This window comes from Actinoplanes sp. L3-i22 (genome assembly GCF_019704555.1).
GTDB lineage: Bacteria > Actinomycetota > Actinomycetes > Mycobacteriales > Micromonosporaceae > Actinoplanes.
This window is the reverse complement of sequence record NZ_AP024745.1, coordinates 10,083,772-10,101,811: the sequence shown is the minus strand read 5'-3', so window position 1 is coordinate 10,101,811 and position 18,040 is coordinate 10,083,772. Positions and strand designations below refer to the sequence as shown.

At 73.5% G+C, this 18,040-nt stretch carries 11 protein-coding genes and 2 pseudogenes; 8 read left to right on the top strand and 5 right to left on the bottom strand.

Going from position 1 to position 18,040, the window contains the following annotated elements; genetic code table 11:
- Positions 1 to 23: 23 nt before the first annotated feature.
- Positions 24 to 677: pseudogene (locus L3i22_RS44835) on the bottom strand (ABC transporter ATP-binding protein); the annotation flags it as partial.
- Between the two features lie 113 nt (positions 678 to 790).
- Here L3i22_RS44835 and L3i22_RS44830 point away from each other — a divergent pair.
- Both L3i22_RS44830 and L3i22_RS44825 read left to right on the top strand, forming a co-directional pair.
- Positions 791 to 1,906: a sensor histidine kinase gene (locus tag L3i22_RS44830; protein ID WP_221330455.1), complete on the top strand. Its 1,116-nt coding sequence runs from the start codon at positions 791 to 793 to the stop codon at positions 1,904 to 1,906.
- Between the two features lie 228 nt (positions 1,907 to 2,134).
- Positions 2,135 to 2,803 carry a response regulator transcription factor gene (locus L3i22_RS44825; protein ID WP_221323509.1) on the top strand — a complete coding sequence of 223 codons (669 nt, stop codon included), beginning with the start codon at positions 2,135 to 2,137 and terminating at the stop codon, positions 2,801 to 2,803.
- Positions 2,804 to 3,147: 344 nt separating this feature from the next.
- Here L3i22_RS44825 and L3i22_RS44820 read toward each other — a convergent pair whose 3' ends face one another.
- From L3i22_RS44820 to L3i22_RS44810, 3 genes are all read right to left on the bottom strand, one after another.
- Positions 3,148 to 4,353, bottom strand: a complete 1,206-nt coding sequence (locus L3i22_RS44820; protein WP_221323508.1) for a pyridoxal phosphate-dependent aminotransferase — start codon at positions 4,351 to 4,353, stop codon at positions 3,148 to 3,150.
- A gap of 39 nt (positions 4,354 to 4,392) precedes the next feature.
- A complete protein-coding gene (locus L3i22_RS44815; protein ID WP_221323507.1) occupies positions 4,393 to 5,955 on the bottom strand; it encodes a substrate-binding domain-containing protein in 1,563 nt (520 codons plus the stop codon).
- Positions 5,956 to 6,070: 115 nt separating this feature from the next.
- A complete protein-coding gene (locus L3i22_RS44810) occupies positions 6,071 to 6,736 on the bottom strand; it encodes a TetR family transcriptional regulator (protein WP_255657629.1) in 666 nt (221 codons plus the stop codon).
- A gap of 88 nt (positions 6,737 to 6,824) precedes the next feature.
- On the opposite strand from L3i22_RS44810, the gene L3i22_RS44805 reads away from it, so the two are divergent.
- Positions 6,825 to 8,255: an MFS transporter gene (locus L3i22_RS44805; RefSeq protein ID WP_221323505.1), complete on the top strand. Its 1,431-nt coding sequence runs from the start codon at positions 6,825 to 6,827 to the stop codon at positions 8,253 to 8,255.
- A 44-nt stretch (positions 8,256 to 8,299) separates the two neighbouring features.
- Positions 8,300 to 9,370: pseudogene (locus tag L3i22_RS44800) on the top strand (benzoate/H(+) symporter BenE family transporter); the annotation flags it as partial.
- A 27-nt stretch (positions 9,371 to 9,397) separates the two neighbouring features.
- Here the strand turns inward: L3i22_RS44800 and L3i22_RS44795 are convergent.
- Positions 9,398 to 10,114, bottom strand: coding sequence for a nicotinamide mononucleotide transporter family protein (locus L3i22_RS44795; protein WP_255657628.1), 717 nt, complete (start codon positions 10,112 to 10,114; stop codon positions 9,398 to 9,400).
- A 58-nt stretch (positions 10,115 to 10,172) separates the two neighbouring features.
- On the opposite strand from L3i22_RS44795, the gene L3i22_RS44790 reads away from it, so the two are divergent.
- The 4 genes from L3i22_RS44790 to L3i22_RS44775 all read left to right on the top strand — a co-directional run bounded on the left by L3i22_RS44790 (position 10,173) and on the right by L3i22_RS44775 (position 17,872).
- Positions 10,173 to 11,168: a magnesium transporter CorA family protein gene (locus L3i22_RS44790; protein ID WP_221323503.1), complete on the top strand. Its 996-nt coding sequence runs from the start codon at positions 10,173 to 10,175 to the stop codon at positions 11,166 to 11,168.
- Between the two features lie 33 nt (positions 11,169 to 11,201).
- Positions 11,202 to 11,846, top strand: coding sequence for an ABC transporter ATP-binding protein (locus L3i22_RS44785; protein WP_221323502.1), 645 nt, complete (start codon positions 11,202 to 11,204; stop codon positions 11,844 to 11,846).
- Between the two features lie 102 nt (positions 11,847 to 11,948).
- Positions 11,949 to 14,942 carry an FtsX-like permease family protein gene (locus tag L3i22_RS44780; protein WP_221323501.1) on the top strand — a complete coding sequence of 998 codons (2,994 nt, stop codon included), beginning with the start codon at positions 11,949 to 11,951 and terminating at the stop codon, positions 14,940 to 14,942.
- Entirely contained in the window at positions 14,939 to 17,872 is a 2,934-nt protein-coding gene (locus L3i22_RS44775) for an FtsX-like permease family protein (protein ID WP_221323500.1), read from the top strand. The genes L3i22_RS44780 and L3i22_RS44775 overlap by 4 nt, the downstream gene beginning before the upstream one ends.
- Positions 17,873 to 18,040: the final 168 nt, after the last annotated feature.

The window sequence follows — 18,040 nt, the reverse complement described above, 5'->3', positions numbered from 1 at the left end:
GTCTCGAGCGAGGTCGACCCGGTGACCAGGGCGTCGACGTCGCCGGCCACCCGGACCCGGCCACCGGCCAGGACGATCAGGTGGTCACAGACCCGCTCGACATCGCCGAGCAGGTGTGACGAGAGCACCGCGGACGCGCCCAGCTCCGCCACCGACTCCAGCAGGTCACGCAGGAACGCGTCCCGTGCGAGCGGATCGAGCGCGGCCGCCGGCTCGTCGAGGATCAGCAGCTCGGGACGCTTGGCGACGGCCAGCGTCAGCGCGAGCTGGGCGCGCTGGCCGCCGGAGAGGCGACCGGCCTTCTGCCCCGGGCGCAGGCCGGAACGCTCCACCCGGCGGCGCGCGAGGCCGGCATCCCAGCGGGGATTGAGGCGGGCGCCGAGGCGCAGGTGCTCCTCGACAGTAAGAGAGGCATAGACCGGGGTGTCCTGCGCGACGAAGCCGACCCGGGCCAGGTGGGCGGCGGTCGCGCCGGGCCGGCCGCCGAGCACCTCCAGCGTGCCCGCGGTGGGCTCGATCAGGCCGCAGGCGAGCTGCAGCAGAGTGGACTTGCCGGCGCCGTTCGGCCCGACCAGGCCGGTCACGCGGCCGGCCGGAACGTCGAGGTCGCAGTCGGTCAGGGCGAGGTGCTTGCCGTATCGCTTGGTGAGGCCGGTGGCCTTGAGCAAGGAGGACATGCCGATAATCGTGCTGATCGGGGAGGCCGCGCACACCCTTCCAAAGAAGGGGTGAGCAGTACTTTCGGCCGGTACGGCGGCCTCCGCGCCGACGTACCGTGTCCGCTGTGGAGATGCGCAGACGGCTCACCGAGCTCGGACTTGCCGCCGCGGTGGTGACCGCGGTGGTGCTGACCGCTGCGGCGATCGCGACCAGCTGGGGTGGGTGGTATTGGCTGTTCGGCGCCGCGATGGGCCTGTGCCTGGGCGCGATCGCGCTGGCGCGGCGGCGGAAACCGGTCGCGGCGGCCACCCTCGGCCTGGTGCTGGCGATGGGCGCGGTCCTGGTCGCTAACCTCGCGGGGCTGCCACGCGAGCCCGGTCCGGCCGGCATTCTCGCGCTCGCGGTGCTGGTCGGGATGGTGGTGCGCCGGGGTGCGTATTCGAAAGCCGCCGCCGTCACCGCCGGTGCCCTGACCCTGGTCGTGGTGGTCTTCCTGGCCAGCCAGCCGGTGGGCGGCGAGGTCAACGTGGTGGCCGCGCTGAACGCGTTCGGCTTCGCCGGCGCGGTCGCGACCGGCCTGGCCCTGCGGTTGGCGGATGCCACCAGGAAAGAGACCGAGGCGAGGGTACGCAGTGAGGAGCGCCTGCAACTGGCCCGCGAGCTGCACGACATGGCGGCTCATCACCTGACCGGCCTGGTGCTGCAGGCCGAGAGCGCGCGGATCCTGGCGCGGACCCGGCCCGAGGAGTTGGACGGTTCACTGGCGGAGATCGAGAGCGCCGGGTCGGAGGCGCTGAACGCGATCCGGCGAGTGGTCGGGCTGCTCCGTGACGACGGCGACGGGATGTCCCGGCGGCCGGCGCCGGAGCAGGTGCGTGCGCTGGTTCAACGGTTCGAGCGGCATGGGCCGCCGGTGCGGCTCGACCTGCCGGAGGCGGTTGGCGCCTGGCCGCCGGAGGTGGCGGGCACGGTGCACCGGGTGGTGCAGGAGTCGCTGACGAACATCGCCCAGCACGCGCCGCAGGCACGCGAGGTGACCGTCTCGGTCAGCGAGGACGGCGACGGCGGCGTGCATGTGCGGATCGCGGATGACGGGCCGCCGGGCGGGCGATCGAGCCGCCGCGGGGGATACGGTCTGATCGGCATGCGTGAGCGGGTGGAGGCCCTGGGCGGCACGCTCCAGGCCGGTCCACGCGACGGCACGGGATGGTTGGTCGCCGCGACTCTGCCGACCGGCTACGACTGACGGACAGATGGTCACCGAGGTCTCGCTGGTGGCGGATGCCCGGACGGCTGCTCGTCGAGGCCTTTGCCGGTGGCGGCTGGTCGGACGGTCGGTCATCGAGGTCTCGCCGGTCGTGGATGGGCGGACGGGTGGTCACCGAGGTCTCGCTGGTGGCGGATGCCTGGTGGTCGGCTCGTCGCGGAGGGTCTGGCGGTGGCGAGCTATTGAGCGACAGCGGTGGAGGGACCGATGACGATCAGGGTTCTGATCGCTGATGACCAGGAGGTCATCCGGCGGGGGCTTCGGGTGATCCTGGACAACGAGCCGGACATCGAGGTGATCGGCGAGGCCGCGGACGGGGTGGAGGCGCTGGCGATGGCGCGGCGGCTGCGGCCGGACGTCTGCCTGGTCGACATCCGGATGCCCGTCATGGACGGCGTCGAGGTGACTCGGGCGCTGGCCGGGCCCGGGGTCCGGGATCCGATGCGGGTGCTGGTGGTCACCACGTTCGGCGAGGATGAGTATGTCGACGGGGCGTTGCATGCCGGTGCGCTCGGGTTCGTGCTCAAGGATTCGGGCGCGCAGCTGCTGCTGGAAGGGGTCCGGGCAGCGCATCGGGGGGAGACGCTGCTTTCGCCGTCGGTGGCCGTTCGGCTCGTTCGGCAGTTGACCGCGAGCCGGCCGGCGGTTGGGCCGGTTCGGCATCGGTTGACCGATCGGGAGCTGGCGGTGGCGTGCCAGATCGCCCAGGCGCGGACCAATCAGGAGATTGCCGCGGCGCTGTTCATCTCGCTCAGCACGGTGAAAGGGCATGTGGCAGGCATCCAGAGCAAGCTCGGACTGCCGAATCGGGTCGCGATCACCAACTGGGTCCGGGACAACAACCTGACCGGGCCGAAGCTGACCCAGCCAGGGTGAAGCCGGCCCGCGCGAGCTGCCCGGGCGCGGTGGTGCGCGAGCCCGGTCGGCGGGTGCGGGCTTCACGCCTGTGGAATAGGCGTCCTCGGCGCGGCGGGTGTGAGGGGCCAGGCGCGGCCAGGCCATGCCCCGCGCTGGGTCGCCACGCGGGGCATGGCCTGGCAGCCCCGCCGCCTGGCAGGCCATCGCCGTGGAACGGCAGGCCGCGGTGTGGGGTGGCGCGGCCGCGCGGGGTCGTCTGGGCAGGGTGTGGCGCCACCTGGCGGGCAGCGGCCGGGCGGGAACGGCGGGGAGCGGCCGGGCGGGAACGGTGGGGAGCGGCCGGCGGGGAGCGGCCGGCGGGGCTACTGGTGGTAGGTGGAGAGGAAGGTTCGGATTCGGGTGGTGGCGTCGGTGAGGACGTCGGTGGGGGCCAGGAAGACCAGGCGGAGGTGGTCCGGGGTGTCGAGGTTGAAGCCGGAGCCGTGGGAGATCAGCAGGTGCTGCTGTTCGAGCAGGTCGATGACCAGGCGTTCGTCGTCGTGAATCTTGTGGATGGCCGGGTCGAGGCGGGCGAAGAGGTAGAGGGCGCCGGCCGGCTTCACGCAGTCGACGCCGGGGATGTCGACCAGGGCGCGCCAGGCGTGGTCGCGCTGTTCGAGGAGGCGGCCGCCGGGGCGGGTCAGCTCGTCGATGCTCTGGTAGCCGCCGAGTGCGGTCTGGATCGCGTGCTGGGCCGGGACGTTCGGGCAGACGCGCATGTTGGCGAGCAGCTGGAGCCCGTCCAGGTAGTCCGAGTCGGGGCTGTTGAAACCGCTGGTCGCGAGCCAGCCGGAGCGGAAGCCGGCGGCCCGGTAGACCTTCGACAGGCCGCCCATGCTGACCACCGGCACGTCCGGCGCGAGGGCGGCGAGCGTGTGGTGCGTGGCTCCGTCGTACACAATCTTGTCGTAGATTTCGTCGGCGAAGATCAGCAGGCCGTGTTTGCGGGCGAGCTCGATCATGCCGAGCAGGATGTCCTTGGAGTAGACCGCGCCGGTCGGGTTGTTCGGGTTGATCACCACGAGGGCGCGGGTGCGGTCGGTGATCCGGGACTCGATGTGTTCCAGGTCCGGGGCCCAGTCCGCGCTCTCGTCGCAGCGGTAGTGCACCGCCCGGCCGCTGCACAGGTTGACCGCGCCGGTCCAGAGCGGATAGTCCGGGCTCGGCACCAGCACCTCGTCGCCGGTGTCCAGCAGCGCCTGCAGCACCATCACGATCAGCTCGGAGACCCCGTTGCCGAGCAGCACGTCGTCCGGCTGGACGCTCGGCACGCCGAGGGTCTGGTAGTGCTGGGCGACGGCGACCCGGGCGGAGTAGATGCCGCGCGCGTCGCTGTAGCCCTGAGCGGCCACGATGTTCTGCACCACGTCGGCGACGATCGGCTCGGGCGTGGCCAGGCCCCACGGCGCCGGGTTGCCCAGGTTGAGCTTGAGGATCCGGTGGCCGGCGGCCTCCAGTTCCTGGGCGCGCTTCAGCACCGGGCCGCGGATGTCGTACCGGACACTCTTCAGCCGCTGCGCCTGCCGCATCGGACCTCCTCCATGAACGTCATGTTCCGAGGTCCGATGCTAGATGGCCGTGAAGGTCAGCAGGGCCGAGTAAGTGCCGGGCAGGGTCTCGGTCGGCGCGTTCAGGACGATATGCGCGCCCAGCCGGGCGGTGCCGTTGTCGCCGGAGCCGAGCGTGGCGGGCCGGCCCAGCACGGCGCCCGGCCCGGCCGTCACGTGCTGGAACGGCAGGTGGTCGACCACCGCCGGGGTCCAGGCGAGGCGCTCGGCCGGGATGGTGTGCGCGGCACCGTCGGTGAAGTCGGTGATCTGGCCGCTGACGTTCCATCCGGGGTTGCCGGCGCGGGTGTCGGTGACCGTGACCGTCCGGATGTCGCCGGAGGTGGTGAGTGCTTCGCCGTCCGCGGTGAGGACCGGAGCGGGCAGCACGACGTCCCCGGTCTCGACCGAGACGGTGAGTGTGCCGGCCTCCACGGTCGTGGTGATCAGCTCGGTGAGGTCCGGCGACGGCGGGTACGGCGCGGTGTCCAGGATCGTGGTCCCGTCCGGCCGGAACGTCGGGTTGGCGCAGGTCGAGAGCTGCAGCGCGGCCGGGTCGGCGCCGGGCACCCGGCCGAGCCGGTCGATGGCCGCCCTGGTCAGGTTGATCGGGAGCGGCGCATACCCGAGTTGGTCGACCTGTTCCTGCCCGGCGCAGATCGCGAAGCCGCCGAAGCGGGTCAGGGCGCCGCCGGCCGCCGCGGGGAACCGGGCGCTGGTAGCGGTGGGTACGACCAGGGAGTGGTAGTAGGCCAGGGGATAGGCCCGCGGGTCCGGGTTGGCGTAGACCGGCTGGAGATCGGCCGTCCCGTCGGTGGCGACGCCGGCCCGGGTGAGTCCGATCGCGATGCTTGTCGCGGCCGGGGCCGTGGGGATGCCGGCGGCGTTGCCGATCCGGGCGACCCGGTTGCCGATCGCCCGGGCGGTGTGGTGGTCGACGTACGCGATCGCGCCCTCGGTCTCCCGGGCGAAGCCGGCGCTGTTCTGGGCTCCGGCCAGCGCGGTGAAGTCGCCCCCGGCGTACGGATAGAGGCTGGTCGGCCCGCAGGGCGTGGTCTGCCCGGCCCGGCCGCAGTAGTCGGCCCAGGCGGCCGGGCGGCGCGCCGCCAGCCAGGAGGTGAACGCGAGCGTGGTGCCGTTGGCGTCGGATCGGATCACCGGACGGATCACCTCGCCGGGCAGCGCCACGCCGGGGTTGTCGGCGGCGATCGCCGGGTCGTTCCATCGGGTGATGGTTCCGGTGAAGATCCCGGCGAGGGCCGGCTCGGACAGCCGTAGATCGGTCAGGCGCCGTCCTCCGGCGGTCACGGTGTACGCCAGGTCGACCGCGTCGCCGACCATCGGCACGTAGGCGAACGGTCGCGCCGGCGGTGTGTCGAACGGAACGTCGGTGACCGCGAAATCGGTCAGGTCGCTGCCGAACTGGGTCAGGCCGGCCCGCGAGCCGACACCGTTGTAGTTGATCCGGAGCCCGGTCATGCCGAGTTCGGCCGCCCATTGATCGACCGCGGTGGCGGCGACCGTGTCACCGCCTCCGGTGAGCTGGGTGGCCGTGCCGGCGTAGGCCGGCGATTCGTACGACATGGCTGTCACGACGCACAGAACGGCTGCCGTCAGTGTTTGTGTCCCCCGCATGACGATCCAGCCAATCGGCAGCGGGTGGATCGCCGGGGCAGCCGGGGTTAAGAGCGGACGAAGATCAAGGGCGGCGTTCCGCCATCGACTCCACCCCGGAGATCAGCAGGTCCAGCCCGAACGCGTAGTACCGCTCGACGTCCGGCGCCCGCCGGTACGTCTTGGCGAACTCGATCATCATCGGGAACCGGTCGGCCGGCAGGCATTCCAGCTGGACGCGTTTCTGCCGGCGCCACTCGTCGGCCTGGTCGGCCGGGACGCTCGCCGGGCAGTCCGGCTGGCCGCCGACCAGCCCCATCGCGCCGTTCAGCAGGTACATCGCGATCCAGTACGACTCCTCGACGTCGAACCCCGCGGCGCCGAGCAGGGCCAGCGTGTCGTTGGTCGCGCGGGTGAAGTTGGGCGTCTGGGTCTTGTCGGTGGAGTGCAGCAGGTCCGGCAGCGACGGGTGCGCGCGCATGACGCCGATCACAGTCTCCAGGATCGCGCGGAGCTGTTTCTGCCACGGATCGCCGGCCGTCCGGTCCGACCGGACGTCGCTGAGCACGTAGTCGACGACCCCGAGCAGCAGCTCGTCCTTGTTCTTGAAATGCCAGTACAGCGCCATCGGGGTGACGCCCAGCTCCTTGGCCAGGCGTCGGATGGTGATGGCGTCCAGGCCCTCCTCGTCGGCGAGGCGCAGGGCGCGCTCGGCGACGGTCGCCTTGCTGAGTCGTTCCGCTGGAGTCACTTGACAACCATACAACGTACAGGTCTCATGTACGAGGTACATGTACGTCGTACAAGTACGCTGTACAAGCGAAGGCGTAGGGGGAGCGATGGAGAAGAACCGTCGGTGGTGGGCGCTGGTCGCGGTGGCGCTCGGCACCTTCATGACGTACCTGGACAACAACGTGGTGAACGTGGCGTTGCCGAGCATTCAGCGGGAGCTGGGCCTGAGCATCTCCGGCCTGGAGTGGATCACCAGCGCGTACATCCTGGTCTTCGCCGGTCTGCTGCTGGCCGGTGGCCGCCTCGGCGACGTGGTCGGCCACCGGGTGGTCTTCCTCTCCGGGCTGGGGATCTTCACGGTCGCCTCGCTCGCGGCCGGTCTGGCCGGCGGCCAGGAGCTGCTGATCGGCGCCCGGGCGCTGCAGGGCATCGGCGCCGCGCTGCTGTCCCCCGCGGCGCTCGCGCTGATCCAGGAGCTCTTCCCGGACCCGAAGGAGCGCGGCACCGCGATCGGCATCTGGGGCGCGGTCGGCGCGCTCGCCCTCGCGGTCGGCCCGCTGACCGGCGGGGTGCTCGCCGAGCACGTCTCGTGGGGCTGGATCTTCCTGATCAACCTGCCGATCGGCGTGGCGACGTTCGCGCTCGCGATGATCACCATGCCGCGCGGCATCACTAAGAATCACGAAAAATCCGTTTTTAAAAAGATGGACCCGATCGGCCTGGTCACGTCCTCGGTCGCGCTGTTCGCGCTCACCTACGCCCTGATCGAGGGCGACGCCAAGGGCTGGACCTCCGGACTGATCCTGGGATCGTTCGCGGTCGCGGCGGTGGCTGCCACTGCGTTTGTGGTGCAGCAGAGCCGTACCGAGGACTCGATGGTGAATTTGGCCTTCTTCCGCTTGCGCATGTTCACGGGCGGTCTGCTGGCCATGGGGTTGTGGGCCTTCGGGGTCTTCGGCATCTACTTCTACATGGCGATCTACCTGCAGAACGTGCTCGGCTTCTCGCCGACCGAGGCGGGCGCCGGCTTCGTGCCGCTCGCACTGATCACCGCGGTCGGCGCCGTCCTGGCCCCGCGTCTGGAGGCCCGCTTCGGCGTGGCCCGGGTGACCGCTTTCGGTCTTCTGGTGATGGGCGGCTCGATCCTCGGGATCGCCCAGTACGGCGAGGGCACCCACTACCTCGACCTGCTGCCCTGGTTCGCCCTCTACGGCGTCGGCGGCGGTCTGCTGATCCCGCTGAGCAACGTGGTGCTCGGCGCGCTGCCGAGCGAGCGGGCCGGCATCGCCTCCGGCATGCTGAACGTCTCCCGCGAGGTCTTCGGCCTGCTCGGGGTGACCGTGCTGGGCGCGATCCTGAGCAACCGGGCCGGCGCCTCGACCGGCACCGAACTGCACCGCTACCTGGTCGGTTACCAGTGGGCGATGGTGGTCGCCGCGATCCTGATCCTGGTCGGGGTCCCGCTCAGCCTCTGGATGCTGCGCAAGGCGAAGCCGATCGAGCAGGACACCGTGGTCCCTGTGCTTGAGATGGTCTGACAGGCGGGTCCTCAGGAGTCGGCCACCCGTGGTCGACTCCTGAGGTGAAACCAAGCGCAATCGTGGCGGGACTCGTCGCCGTCCTGGTCTCGTTCTCCGGCCCGTTCGCGGTGGTCCTCACCGCCGCGTCGGCCGCGCACCTGACCGAGGCCCAGACCACCTCGTGGGTCTGGGCCATCGCCATCGGCAGCGGCCTGTCCGGACTTGTGTTGAGCCTGGTCACGAAGATGCCGGTGATCACCGCCTTCTCGACGCCGGGTGCGGCGCTGCTGGTCGGCTCGCTGAGCGCCTACAAGTACTCGGACGCCGTCGGCGCGTTCCTGTTCGCCGCGGTCGGGATGACGATCCTAGGTTTCTCCGGGCTGTTCGGCCGGATCCTCGCGAAGGTTCCGCAGGGGATCATCTCGGCGATGCTGGCCGGCATCCTGCTGCCGTTCGCGCTGGACGCGTTCCGGCAGCTCCCGGGCGCGCCCGCGGTGGTCGGGTCGGTGCTGGTGGCGTACTTCCTGGGCCGGCGATTTTTGCCGAACTACGCGGTGCTGCTGGCGCTGGGCGCCGGCTCGCTGGTCGCCGCGCTCCAGCGTGAGCTGCACCTCGGCGGGGTCTCCGCGGAGCTGACCCTGCCGCATCTGACGGTGCCGACGCTGAACTGGTCCGCGCTGGTCAGCGTCGGTCTGCCGCTGCTGATCGTGACGATGGCCGGGCAGAACGCGCCGGGCCTGGCCGTGCTGCGGGTGAGCGGGTATCAACCGGACGATCGACTGCTGCTGGGCAGCACCGGGGTCGTCTCGGTGCTGCTCGCGCCGTTCGGCAGTCATGGCATCAACCTCGCCGCGATCACCGCGGCGATCTGCACCGGCGAACAAGCACACCCCAACCCCCGCTTACGGTACGTCGCCGGCGTCGCCTGTGGCTTCTTCTACCTGCTCTGCGGTTTCCTCGGGACGGGCCTGGTCGGCTTCTTCACCGCGCTGCCGAAGCCGCTGGTCGCGGCGGTCTGCGGGGTGGCCCTGCTCGGCGCGCTGCTGGCCAGTCTGGCCGGCGCGCTCGACGACCGGCCGGCCCGGGAGGGCGCCCTGGTCACGCTCGCGGCGACCGCGTCCGGGATGACCGTGGCACACGTCGGCTCGGCGTTCTGGGGCCTAATTGCCGGCGTGTGCGTGCACCTTGTCCTGAACCGGCGGGCGCGGCAGCCGGGAGATCCGCAGCCAGACCAGGAAACCCCAGATCACGAAGCCGGCGTAGACCGCGTAGAGCACCGCTGACGGGTAGTAGCCGAAGTGCAGCAGCTCGGGGACGCCGACCAGGTCGACGGCGATCCAGCAGAGCCAGAACTCGACCCAGCCGCGGGCCATCGCGTACGTCGCCAGGATCGACCCGACGAAGATCCAGGAGTCCGCCAGGTAATACCACCAGGGGACCGGGAAACCCGCGCCGACCTGGCGGAACACGACGAAGCAGAGGGCCACCGCGAGCAGCGCGGCCGGGATCAGGACGAGCCGCTGCCGGTGCCCGGCCCAGTGCGGGAGCACCGCGGCGCCGAGGCCGAGCTGCCGGTTGCGGCGCCAGCGCCACGCGCCGTAGACGCTGGTGACCAGGAAGAACACCTGGCGCGCGGCCTGGCCGTAGAGCGGCGTGCCCTGATCGTTGCCGACCGCCTGCCCGAGGAACACGGTGAACAGCAGGACGTTGCCGACGATCCCGACCGGCCAGGCCCACGCGCTGCGGCGCAGGCCGAACAGCGCCGAGCCGAGGCCGAAGGCGTTGCCGACGATCTCCCGCCAGTAGATCGCCTGATCCGGCGTCACCTGCCATTTGGCGGTGTAGAACGCGGTCAGGAGCTGATCGAGCCAAGTCACGGCTCATGGTAGGCCGCGCCGGGTTTCCGCCCGGTTTCCGCCCGGGCATAGTGGGGCGGTGACCACCGCGCTCTCCTGTCCCACGCAGACCCGTCTCTACTCCGGGGGCCAGGTGATCGAGCAGAATTTCGGGTACGGCGACCTCGCCGCCCACCTGCGCGACGATCCGGACGCGGTGGCCTGGCTCGACCTGCTGGAGCCGACCGCGGCGGACCTCGCCACCGTCGGCGCCGAGTACGGCCTGCACCCGCTGGCCATCGAGGACGCCCTCGCCGCCCACGAGCGGCCCAAACTCGACCGGTACCCGGACCACCTGTTCGTCAACGTCTACGCGGTCGCGGTCCCGCACGCGGAGGAGAAGCCGCACAAGGTGGAGATCAGCGCCTTCGTCACCAAGCGGGTGCTGATCACCGTGCACAAGGACGAGGGCGACGTCGAGAAGCTGGCGAATCGCTGGGATCAAGATCCAGAACTGGCCGCCTCCGGCGGAATCAATTTCCTTCTGTACGGACTTTTCGACGTGGTCGTCGACAGCCAGTACGACGCCGCGCGGCGGATCGACGAGGCGATGGACACGATCGAGGACGCCATGCTCGGCGAGGGCGGTGCGCCCCGCCCGGTGCGGATGCACGGTTTCGCCCTGCGCCGCACCCTGGCCCAGCTGCGCCGCGCGGTCGCCCCGATGGAGGACGTGGTCGCCGAGATCCTCCGGCCGGACGGTGACCTGGTCGACGACAGCCTGCGGCCGTACTACCGCGACGTCGAGGACCACGCCGAGCGGGCCCTGGAGTCGATCGAGCACTCGCTGACCCGGATCACCGAGCTGCTCGACGCCGACCTCAACGAGCAGAGCAACATCCTCAACGACATCACCCGCAAGCTCGCCGCCTGGGCCGCGATCATCGCCGTACCGACCGCGCTGACCGGTTACTTCGGGCAGAACCTGCCCTATCCCGGCTATCAGCAGCCCTGGGGTTTCGTGCAGAGCACGGTGCTGATCGTGGTCCTCGCGACCACGCTCTACTTCTACCTGAAGAAGCGGGGCTGGCTGTAGTAGCGTCCCGGGTTGATCGGGGGTAGTGAATCCATGAACCTGACATCGGTTGATCTGGGGTACGGCGACGGCGACCCGGTGCTCCGCGACGTGACCGTGACCGCCCGCCCCGGCGAGGTGCTGGCCGTCACCGGAACTTCCGGAGCCGGCAAGACCACCCTGCTCAGTGCGATGGCTGGGCTGCTGGCCCCGCGCGCCGGCAGCGTCACGGTGGACGGCGCGCCGCTGGGCGACCGGGACACCGCGGTCGGGCGCGGCGTGGTGCTGATCCCGCAGGAGAACGGGCTGGCCGCGATCCTCACCGCGGCCGAGAACGTGTCCGTCGCGGTGATCGCCACCGGCGGCTCGCCGGCCGACGCCCGCCGCCGGACCGCCGACTCGCTGGCCGCCGTGGGCCTCGCCGGGCAGGCCAACCAGCTGATCGAGGAGCTCTCCGGCGGGCAGCAGCAGCGCGCCGCGATCGCCCGCGGGCTGGCGCTGCAGGGCGTGGTGGTGCTGGCCGACGAGGTGACCAGCGAGCTGGACGCGGCGAACCGGCAGAAGGTGCTGGAGCTGCTGCGGGCCGAGGCGGCCCGGGGCGCCACCGTCGTGCTGGCCACCCACGACCCGGAGGCGGCCGCCGCGTGCGACCGCGAGGTGCACCTGGCCGACGGCGTCGCGACCTGGGCGCGCTCCTAGTTGTCCACAAGGCGCGTTCCCGAGTTGTCCACAGGCCGAAACTTCCGGTCACCACGGAGCGCGTTGAGCGCGTAACCTCCCCGATGACCACGGGGAGGCCGGATGTTCGCGCTCGTGCTCGGCGCGGTGCGGACCAGGACCGCGCAGGTGCTGACGATTCTGGTTCTCGCCATGCTGGCGGCCGCGGTCGCGGTGGCCGGGCCCTGGTTCGCGTTCGCCGCGGCCGACCGGGCCGCGACCGTCGACCTGGCCGCGTCCGGGGCGGCCGAGCGGGCCGTCTCCGCGGTGCGGGACGTGAACACCCAGGGCGATCCGCGGGCCGCGCTCGCCGAGCTGGGCCGGCAGGTGCCGGACACCCTGCGGCTGCCCCTGAAGGATCCGGTCACCGGGCTGTCCGCGCTGCTCAGCGCGCGTTCGGTGGCCGGCGCCCCGCAGCTGCGGACGGACTATCGGGACGGGTTCTGCGACCACGTGCGGCTCACCGGGCGGTGCCCGTCCGCGCCCGGCGAGGCCGCGGTCAGCGAGGAGGCCGCCCGTCGCCTCGGCGTCACCACCGGCGGCACGCTGACCCTGCAGAGCTCGGTGGTCTCCGGGACGGTCCCGGTCCGGGTGGTCGCCCGCTATCAGCGGCTCGATCCCGACGGGCCCTATTGGAGCGACGAGCTGTTCCGCGGCACCACCGGGCTGGACCCGGTGTTCGTCCCGGTCGACACGTTCCGCGCGAGGCCGCTGTGGGGCGCGACGGCGGCCTACGACGGGGTGCTGCCCGACGACCTGATCCGCGGCGACCGGGACCTGGCCGCGAAGCTGACCGCCGCCGACAACCGGCTCGGCGTGACCGAGGTGCGGCTGGCCACCGGCGCCCGCCCGCTGCTCGAGACCATCCGGCGGGACCGGTCCACCGCCCTGCGCGGCGTGCTCACCGCCGGCGTGCAGCTGGTGATCCTCACCTGGTTCGCGATCGGCCTGGCCGGGCGCTACACCTCCCGCGACCGGCGCTCCGACGCCGCCCTGCTCAAGCTGCGGGGGGTCAGCCGGGCGGGCACCCTGCGACTGGCCTGGGGCCAGCACCTGGTGCCGCTCGCGCTCGGCGTGCTGCTCGGCGCCCCGGCCGGCTGGCTGCTGGCCCGGGCGCTGGCCGGCGGCGTTCCGGCCGCCGGTGACCGGTCGGCGGCGCTGACCTGGTCCGCGATCGCGGCCGGCGCGGTCCTGCTCGGCGGCCTCGCGGTGCTGGCCGCGGTCGAGGCGGCCCTGCTCGGCAAGCCGGTGGCGGCCCTGCTGCGGCCGGCCGGCGGCCCCGGTAATCCGTGGTGGCCGGTCCTCGCCGACGCGGTGCTGCTGGCGATCGCCGCCGCCGCGCTGTTCCAGGCCCGGTCCGGCAGCCCGGTGGTGGGCGTGGACGCGGCCGCCCCGGCGCTGGTGGCGCTCGCGGTCGGGCTGCTCGCCGCCCGGCTGCTCGGGCGGGCCGCGGCCCGGACCGGCCGGGTGGCCCTGCGCGCCGGGCGGCTGCGGCTCGGGCTCAGCGCCCTGCAACTGTCCCGCTCGGCCGGGGCGGAACGCGTCTTCGCGCTGCTCGTGGTCGGGGTCGCGCTGTTCGTGACGGCCGCCGGCGCGCAGTGGGGCGAGCGTGCCGCCCGGGCCGAGCGCGGCACCGCCGACCTCGGGGCGGTCCGGGTGCTGACCGTGTCGGGGACGAACCGTACCGGTCTGGTCGAGGCGGTCCGCCGGGCCGACCCGGGCGGGCGGGCCGCGATGGCCGCCGTGGTCAGCCGGGACGGCGTGCTGCGGATCCTCGAGGTGGACACCACCCGGCTCGCCGCGGTCGCCGCCTGGCGGCCGGCCTACGGGCCGGTCGGCACGCTGCCCGCGGCCACCGCCGCGGCCCGCCTGCCGGACCTGCCGGCGGTCACCGGCGACCGGCTCACCCTGCGTTTCCGGCGGGACGGGCCGGCCCCGGTCGCGCTCACCCTGACCCTGCGGCACGAGGCCACCGGTGCGCCGGTCACCGTCGGGTTCGGCGCGCTCGCGGCGGGGGAGGGCACCGTCACCGCGCCGGTGAGCGGCTGCGCCGGCGCCCCCGGGTGCCGGATCGTCAGCTGGACGCTGACCTCGGCGCCGGACCGGAACGGCAACACCGGCCCGCCGCCGGACGGCGCGGCGGTGACGATCCGCGAGCTGACCCAGAGCGGGCCGGAGCCGGCCGTGCTGGACCGGGCGGCGCTCGGCGACATCACCCGGTGGCGGCCCGGGACCCTCGGCGCGGCCCTCGACGTGGCCGCCACCGACGGCGCGTTGCGGCTGGTCACCGACGCGAACGCGAGCGGCCTGTCGCACGTCGGGGCGCAGGTGTGGGCGGCCGGGACCCGCGGGCCGCTGCCGGTGGTGCTGGCCGGCGCCGAGCCGGACGAGTGGCGGTATTCGGACGCGCTGCTCGGTGCGTACGGGGAGCCCGCCCCGGTGCAGGTCACCCGGGCCGTCGACGCGCTCCCGGTGGTCGGGCGGTCCGGCGTGCTGATCGACCTGGACGTCACCCGCCGGCTGGCCGGCGCCGGTGACCCGGGCGGCGACCTCCAGGTCTGGCTGGCCCCCGGCGCCCCGCCCGGGATCGTCGACGCGCTGGTCGCGGCCGGGCTGACGGTCGGCACCGACACCACCGCCGCGGCCCGGCAGGAGCGGCTCGGCGGCCAGGGGCCGGCCGCGGTGGTCCGCTTCGCGCTGCTGGCCGGGGCGGCGGCGCTGCTGCTGGCGGCGGCCACCGTGGCGACCGCGATCACCGCCGAGCGGCGCTCGCTCGGCGAGCAACTGCACGACCTGCGGCGGCAGGGTCTGCCGGCCCGGGTCGCGATCACCGTGAGCTTCGCCGGCCCGGCCGCGATGATCCTCGCCGGCGTCCTGATCGGAGTGCTGGCGACCCTGGTGAGCGTGGGGCTGACCGGCAGTCCGGTGCCGGCGTTCACGGACGGCTGGCGGGTGCTGCCGGCGCCCTCCCCGCTGCTGCCCGGGGTGCTGGCGCTCGCCGCCCTCGGTGGTCTCGCCCTGCTCGGCCTGGTGGGCTGGCTCGCGCTGCGGCGCCTGATCCGGGAGCTCGCCCGATGATCGCGCTCGTGCTGTCGATGGTCTGGCACCGCCGTGGCCAGTCGATCACCCTCGCCCTGCTCGCGCTGCTGGCGGTCGCCGCCGCGGTGGCCGCCCCGGCCTACCTGGTGGCCGCCGAGCGCGCGGTCGCCGCCGGGCAGATCGCCACCGCCGCCACCGGCGAGCTGACCCTGACCGTCCGCGCGACCCAGAACAACCAGACCCGGGAGGGCGCCGGCGACGACTTCGCCGAGCTGGGCGGGACCCTGATCGCGCTGCCCGGATTCACCTACTACTACGCCGCCGAGACCCCCACGGTCGGCCTGGAGAAGACCGACCGGTACCCGACGCTGCTGGTCTTCCGGCAGGACGTCTGCGCCCACGTCCGGATCGTGGCCGGGCGCTGCCTGTTCGGCGAGGGCGACGTGCTGCTCGGCGAGAAGACCGCGACCGCGCTCGACCTGGCCCCGGGGGACGACATCACGCTCCGGGGCGCGCTGCCGGACACCTCCGGCGGGGCGGCCCGCTACCTGCCCTCGGGCGCGCCGAAGACGCTGGTGGTGGCGGGCGTCTACCGGGTGGTCCAGCCCGGGGAGCCGTACTGGGGGCGGCACGGCTACTTCGTCAGCGGCCCGGACGTCGGCCCCGGCGAGCCGGTCTTCACCACCTCGATGACGCTGCCGGCGACCGACCGGACCACCACCGGCATGGCGATCGACGGGATCGCCGCGCCCGGCACGCTCGACATCGACCGGCTCGCCGCCCTGCGCGGCGAGCTGCGGCGCCTGAACGAGGACGCCGCCGAGCTGGACGAGACGCTGCAGATCGACACCGACATCCCGCGCCTGCTGGACCGGATCGACGAGGGCCGGGCGTCGGCCCGACTGCTGGTGCCGGTGCTGGCCGTGCCGCTGGTGCTGCTCGCCTGCTTCAGCATCTACCTGACCGTCGGCTACGGCGCCGAGGGGCGGCAGAGCGAGCTGGCCGTGGTCGCCCTGCGCGGCGCCCGGTGGTGGTCGCGCTGGTGGCTGGCGACCGGGGAGAGCCTGCTCGCGGTGCTGGCCGGCGCCCTGCTCGGCTGCCTCGCCGGGCAACTGCTGAGCAACGTGGTGGCGGCGGTCCGGTTCCCCGGGGTCGGCCCGGCCGCCGACTGGTCCTCGTTGCGGTACGCGCCGGTCGCCGCTCTGATCGCGCTGCTCGCCGCGGTCGCCGCGCAGCGCCGCCAGCTCACCCGCCCGGTCGCCGGCCTGCTCCGGCGGATCCCCGCCCCGGGCACCGGGCGGGTCCCGTTCGGCGAGGCGGTGCTGCTGGTCCTGGCCCTGCTCGCCGGCGGTCAGCTGATCCTGTCGCACGGCTCGCTGACCGGGCTCGGCCTGTTCGCGCCGGCGTTCACGCTGCTCCTGCTGGCGCTGCTGCTGTCCCGGGCGCTGCTGCCGCTGATCGGCCGGGTCGCCGCCCGGGCGCTGCGCCGCGGCCGGCTCGGCCTGGCCCTGGCCGGGCTGCAGCTGACCCGGCGGCCCGGCGCGTCCCGGCTGTTCGCGCTGCTGGTGGCGGCCGCGGCGGTGGCCGGGTTCGCCGGGTGCGCGGTGGACACCGCGGTGCGCGGCCGGGACGCCCAGGCCCGGCTGCAGGCGGGCGCCGAGCGGGTGCTCACCGTCGAGCAGGTCTCCGGCCGGCAGCTGCTCACCGCGGTGCGTGCCGCCGACCCGGACGGCACCTGGGCGATGGCGGTCGCCCAGCTCTCCAGCGGCGGTGCCCACGCGACGCCCGGCCTGGCGGTGGACAGCCGGGCGCTCGCGGCGGTCGCGATCTGGCCCGGCGACGCGACCGGGGCCGGCCAGGTGGCCGGGCGGCTGCGGCCGGTGCCGGCCGAGCCGACCACGATCGACGGTCCCGAGCTGGCGGTCGACGTCACCAGCAGCGTCGCCGGCCTGCGCCTGAGCGCGAAGGTCTCCTCGGCGAGCGGGGAGACGGTGGCCGACCTGGGTGCGTTGCGGGCGGGGCGGGCGACGTACCGGGTACGGCTCGAGGTGTGCCAGGGCGGCTGCCGGATCAACGGCCTGGAGATCGGCGGCGCCGGGCGGGACCGGATCACCGGCCGCCTGGTGATCCGTGGCCTCGGGACGAAGTGGCTGGTGTCCGAACGGGGCCGGCTCGCCGCCGGCGCGGACGGGATCACCGTCGACGTGGACGTGTCGCCGGAATACGCCGAGGCGGTCCGGTTGCGGCCCGCCGGGGTGCCGGATCCACTGCCGATCGCGTACGCCGGTGAGGCGCCCGTCGCGATCGAGGGCCTGGCCGACAAGCCGGTCCCGGTCGCCGCGGTCGCCACCGTGCCGGCCGTCCCGTCCCTGGGCCGCCGGGCGTTCCTGGTGGACCTGGGCTACACCGGCCTGCTCGCCTCCGGGACCAGACGGGCCGCGACCGCGCAGGTCTGGCTGGGCGCGACCGCCCCGGCCGACGCGGTCGACCGGCTCAGCGCGCAGGGGCTGACCGTCACCGACGACACCGGGGCGGCGGCGATCCGGGCGCGGCTGGACCGGCAGGGGCCGGCGCTGTCGCTCGGGTTCTACCTGCTGGCCGCGGCGCTGGCGACGCTGCTCGGGGTCGGCGCGCTGATCCTGACCGTGGCGGTGGACCGGGGGCGGCGCACCGAGGACCTGGTCGCGATGCGGGTCCAGGGGCTGCGGCGGGGGCCGGCCGGGCAGGCCACCTTCTGGACGTACCCGGTGCTGGTCACGGCCGCGGTCCTGGCCGGGGTGGGAGTGGGGGTGGTGGGCTGGCGGCTGACCGGGTGGGCGTTGCCGCTGGCCGGGATCGACCCGCCGGATCTGCCGTTGCCGGGGCAGCCCCGCCCTGGTGTGCTGGTGTGGTGGGCGCTGGCGATCCTGGCGCCGTATCTGCTGGCCGCGGTGCTGGGCGGCCGCGACCTGCGCCGCCGCGTCGACTGAGGCGAGGCGAGGCGGGGCGGGGCGGGGTGGGCCGGCCGCGTCGGCTGAGGCGGGGCGGGCGCGTGCCGCTGGGGCAGCTGAGGCAGCTGAGGCAGCGCGGGCGGACGTCGCCGCGTCGGCTGAGGCGGCGTGGCTGCATGTCGCCCCGTCGGCCGAGGCGGGGCGCGG